This window comes from Flavobacterium sp. (assembly GCF_044369455.1).
Taxonomy (GTDB): Bacteria; Bacteroidota; Bacteroidia; order Flavobacteriales; family Flavobacteriaceae; genus Flavobacterium.
Window position 1 is genome coordinate 1 of the sequence record NZ_JBIPLW010000044.1, and the last position, 4,031, is coordinate 4,031.

General features: G+C 49.7%; 5 protein-coding genes. All 5 read left to right on the forward strand.

The window, feature by feature from the left end; genetic code table 11:
- Nucleotides 1–190: hypothetical protein (locus ACIQ2L_RS13720; protein WP_396159791.1), on the forward strand; the 190-nt coding region annotated here is incomplete at its 5' end.
- A gap of 362 nt (nt 191–552) precedes the next feature.
- Nucleotides 553–912: a hypothetical protein gene (locus ACIQ2L_RS13725; protein ID WP_396159793.1), complete on the forward strand. Its 360-nt coding sequence runs from the start codon at nt 553–555 to the stop codon at nt 910–912.
- 291 nt (nt 913–1,203) lie between these two features.
- Nucleotides 1,204–1,557 carry a hypothetical protein gene (locus ACIQ2L_RS13730; protein WP_396159795.1) on the forward strand — a complete coding sequence of 118 codons (354 nt, stop codon included), beginning with the start codon at nt 1,204–1,206 and terminating at the stop codon, nt 1,555–1,557.
- A gap of 20 nt (nt 1,558–1,577) precedes the next feature.
- Nucleotides 1,578–2,222, forward strand: a complete 645-nt coding sequence (locus tag ACIQ2L_RS13735) for a hypothetical protein (protein ID WP_396159797.1) — start codon at nt 1,578–1,580, stop codon at nt 2,220–2,222.
- 231 nt (nt 2,223–2,453) lie between these two features.
- On the forward strand, nt 2,454–3,077 hold the full coding sequence (locus tag ACIQ2L_RS13740) for a hypothetical protein (RefSeq protein WP_396159799.1): 624 nt from the start codon (nt 2,454–2,456) through the stop codon (nt 3,075–3,077).
- The last annotated feature ends 954 nt before the right edge of the window (nt 3,078–4,031 follow it).

Here is a 4,031-nt window from a genome sequence, read left to right on the forward strand (position 1 = left end):
CTCGCGGAAAAACGAAAAAAGCCGGCAACAGTGCATTACACCATCGCCGGCTTTAATACATAACCCGGAGGTCAAACAAAGTTTGACGGGGTTGGTAGAGTTGAGTGGAACCGACACTTCGCGAAATCGCGATGTTTTCTCTCGACTGGGTTATGGCTCTTTGGCGGATTCGGCGAATAACCTGGGATAAGGACGTCAGAGAGTCTCTAGGTTATTCGATTGTGCGATGTCCAACTCTTCGATGTTCCACAATCACGGTACCCATGCATTCGCAGGCTTCCTTCCCACGCTCGGTCACCCTCACGCAGTTGCCTTCACCTAGTGCTTGTTCTCTTGAATTTTTCATTTGGTATACTGATCTCCCAGAGGTTCCTATTTCGCACATGGGACTTGAACCCAATTGACTAATGCCCATGACGGGCGTACCAAAGCCATGCACGCCGAGCACGCGATCGGCCGTCGTTTTATGGAAGCTTTTCTCGCGCGTGCCGGGTGATGGCGGACGTTCCTCGACTGCAGCTTTATACACCTGCGACACGCGACTGTTCATTGATGAATCCTTACGCCAGCTCAAACCAAGACTTTCCTGCGACACAATCGCGACGCGGCGTACGGCGGTACGCGGCCATTGCGTCGCTCTTGCTGCTGATTTCGCTATTGGTTGCGACGCCAGGCTTCTTTCTCCTGAACCAGAACCTCAAGGTTTTTCCAACCTCAACAACTGCTGATGGATTTGTGATCAACGATAAACCTGTTGAGACGACAACGGTCACGAAGTACTTGCTTGGGACCGCCGCCGTACTCTTCATGTTATCGATGCCGCTGTTGCTCTTAGCTCTCTCCAACCGGAGGAAGAACCAGGCTTCCCTAATCGATGCTCCGAAAGCGAGCGGGGAACATTTAAAGGTCTAGATTCTGCGTCGTTGTTCTAGGACGGATGCGGGCTGGACAGCGGGTGATTGCCCGATCTATGGTTGGCGTTATCGCACTGTCATCGCTGAAACTTGTTGCAGCAGACCTGTCGCATCGTTTAGACTAGATTCCAGAAATGCGGAAAGTGTAGAACCCGCATACCTGCTAGCGGGTAGCAGCAACGGCAGACTGACATACCCCCAAAGCACAATTTATCCCTTAATTCCGCGTCGGTCCAGTTGGGGTTAGATTGTTAGTCGTTCGCCCCCTTTTGTTTCGAGAAGACAGAGTATGGATCCAATTACACGCCTAGTTGTCTTTAGCATTTCAGCTGTTGTTGTTTTCGTTATCTGGGGATTCGTCTACACAAAAGTAACGGGCAAGCCCTTTGTTGTGATCGACAAAACCGGCACGAAAGGGGAAAACTCCGATGCCTCTACTTCTCCGCTCAATAGGCAAATGTCTCCGCTCATGATCGCAAGCTTCGCTGCACTGGCGGCCCTTGGGTTGATTTATTATCAATACTCAGACTTGCTTCGTGGGGTAATTGTCGGTGCCATCGTGTTCCCAGTGCTTTTCTGGGTCGTTTGGAAGGGGCAAAAACTAGAAGAGAACAGAAAGACAAAAAGTGTATCGAACGAATAGTAGTTCGTCCTTTTGAGATCATGGCACAAGCACACACCTGGTTTGCGACATCCGATGACTTGCCCTTAATCTTGAACTGGTTGTGCGAGGCTGGAGCGACCCTCGCAGACTCTTCGGTACCAATAACGGAACTGCATTCCGATGGTTCCGAACGTGTGCTTTATTTCCCATCGCTTGGCCCCATTGAATACTGGCCCGCATCAATTTCACTAACAGACTACACGAACAATTCTCCTCAATGGCGCGATGCTGTCTTAACAAGAATTCGACAAGAGGAAGAACCTCAACTGCGTCTGGTGAATCCGGCAAAGACGCCTTCCGCAGGCCTCAAATTGCCGTCTCTTCGCGACGGCAACTATTGGGTGTCGGGATGCTTGTGGTTCCCAACGTCAAATCTAAAGACAACTTTTCCTGAGCTCCATAAAACCTGCCAACGATTCGAAAGATGGGTTAGGAAATTTCCGGCCGTGTTCGACAATCGCAAAGGCGAAAGCTCAACGAAGTACCACAACCAACTTGGGCACAGCGGTCTCGTGCACTGCATCAACGCTCTTCCGGGCGCATTGAAACTACTTGATGAAGGTGCATACATGCTAGACTATATGACGTCTCCGAAATGCTGCGCCGACTTTATTTCGCGTTGGACGATGCCTCGTAGCGAATAAAATCGGACGATCAAAGAAGTGCATGCGAGTTGCGGATCGCGTTTCCTGATGGAAAGTCACTTGGCCGCAACCGCGTGATTTCATGCGTTTGTCGAGGCTGATGTGAATATGACCTATCTGGACATACTGGCGGGTCGTTTTACCCCAGTTCAGTACTTTGACATTGTCGAGAGATCAATATGCTCGCCAGTAGATAGGCGTCTTTTGAGTCTCGCGTGTGGCTCTTTTGAGATGGCATTCGATCACAGCCCATCGGACGTACTGGCGATTGACTCGATTGTAAAGGCATCAAGGCATCCCCGAAAAGTTGTCTGGGAGACTGGCGTAATTATGCTTACCCAGTTGGCACAAACCAACGAATCCGCTCAAAGAGAATTGACAAAGATGGCTCAAGATACGGCCTCCTCGATGCGTGCTCGCTCGCTTTTCTATTTGACCGATCAGCATGAGCGGAAGTACTGTCTGGAATTGCTTGAAAGCGGCGTAGGAGATCGTTCAGCCCACGTAGCGCACGTTGCCGCATGGAAAGCAGTCAAGCTAGATCTCCATGAGCTATCGATAGCTATCGAAGACCGATTAGAAACGATAAGAAAGCCAATAGTCAAATTGGAGTTGCAAATGACGGTTGGTTTAATGCGAAATGGATTCTATGAATACCACAATGAAAACGGCTACAATATTGTGGTAGCATTCCCTGATCGTTATCCGACAATGGTAATTTGGCCGGGTGGGGTTTCAGAAGGTGAAGTGCATTCCGTTGGATTGGAAAAACTCAGGGAGCGAATCCTAGAGTCCGGGGGACACGGCGTTGGGACCACAAGAGATTGGCAATGGCCAAAAACGTCGAACGTATAAAGGTTTAGATTCTGCGTCGTTGTTCTAGGGACGATTGCGGGCTGGACTGTGGGTCATTGCCCGAACTATGGTGGGTGGCGTAAGTGGCTAGCCAGAATCTAAACCAATGTTCGCGAAGCTCAAGCGGTAACTTTGGGACCTCGATTCAAATTGCAGCCAGCCATTTCAAATCAACATGTTGCAACCGTTCCATCGCATCGGTTAGACTGGTTTTCAAAGATGCGGGACGTGTAGAATCCGCGTATGCCCAACAGTGGGTGGAAGCAACGGCAAACCGTCATAGCCCAACGACAATCGATCCCTCAATTCCGCTTCACTCCAGTTGGGATAGATTGTTATTCGTTATCGGCTTCGAGTACTTAACGTGAAAAAGGTTGACCGAATTTCGAACGCTGCTGATCGTGCTGCCAGAACGCAGTACTATGAACGCCAGGAAACGGCGATGCGATCATTCATTGAGACCTGCCGCGTTTTCATGACTTCGGAACAATGGAATCACTATTACCCCGAGGCTGAGAAATCTGCAGGGGAGACCTTTCACATTGTACGCGACTTGGTTTCTGCACTGGGTGAAATGCAAATTCCAATTGTTCCAAAACTCCGAAAGGCGATCGAAAACGTCGTCGTGGAATGTGGACTTGACCGAAATCGATGGACAGATCTACGAAACCTTAACTACGACACGTACTGGAACACGCAATACGGTTATGATGTTGAAGCTGGTGGAAGCGAACCCTATTTTTGCCCGCACTCACCCTCGGAACCCGGCCGATAAATCGGGTAAACGAAAAACGCCATGGCTACGAAAACACGAATTCGATTGCTCATTGCGATATTGCTCATTGTCGTTTCAATTCCGATGGTGCTGGTCGTCTCTGGTTTGTTTGCTTCTTACCACGCAAGCGTAGTGCGGCATCAAGGCGCGACGGTTGACTATGGTGTTAAGGGTGGTTA

Excerpts from the sequence above, each read along its gene's own strand:
- ACIQ2L_RS13725 (WP_396159793.1), top strand. The coding sequence starts at position 553 with ATGAATCCTTACGCCAGCTCAAACCAAGACTTTCCTGCGACACAATCG.
- ACIQ2L_RS13735 (WP_396159797.1), top strand. The coding sequence starts at position 1,578 with ATGGCACAAGCACACACCTGGTTTGCGACATCCGATGACTTGCCCTTA.
- ACIQ2L_RS13740 (WP_396159799.1), top strand. The coding sequence starts at position 2,454 with ATGGCATTCGATCACAGCCCATCGGACGTACTGGCGATTGACTCGATT.
- ACIQ2L_RS13730 (WP_396159795.1), top strand. The coding sequence starts at position 1,204 with ATGGATCCAATTACACGCCTAGTTGTCTTTAGCATTTCAGCTGTTGTT.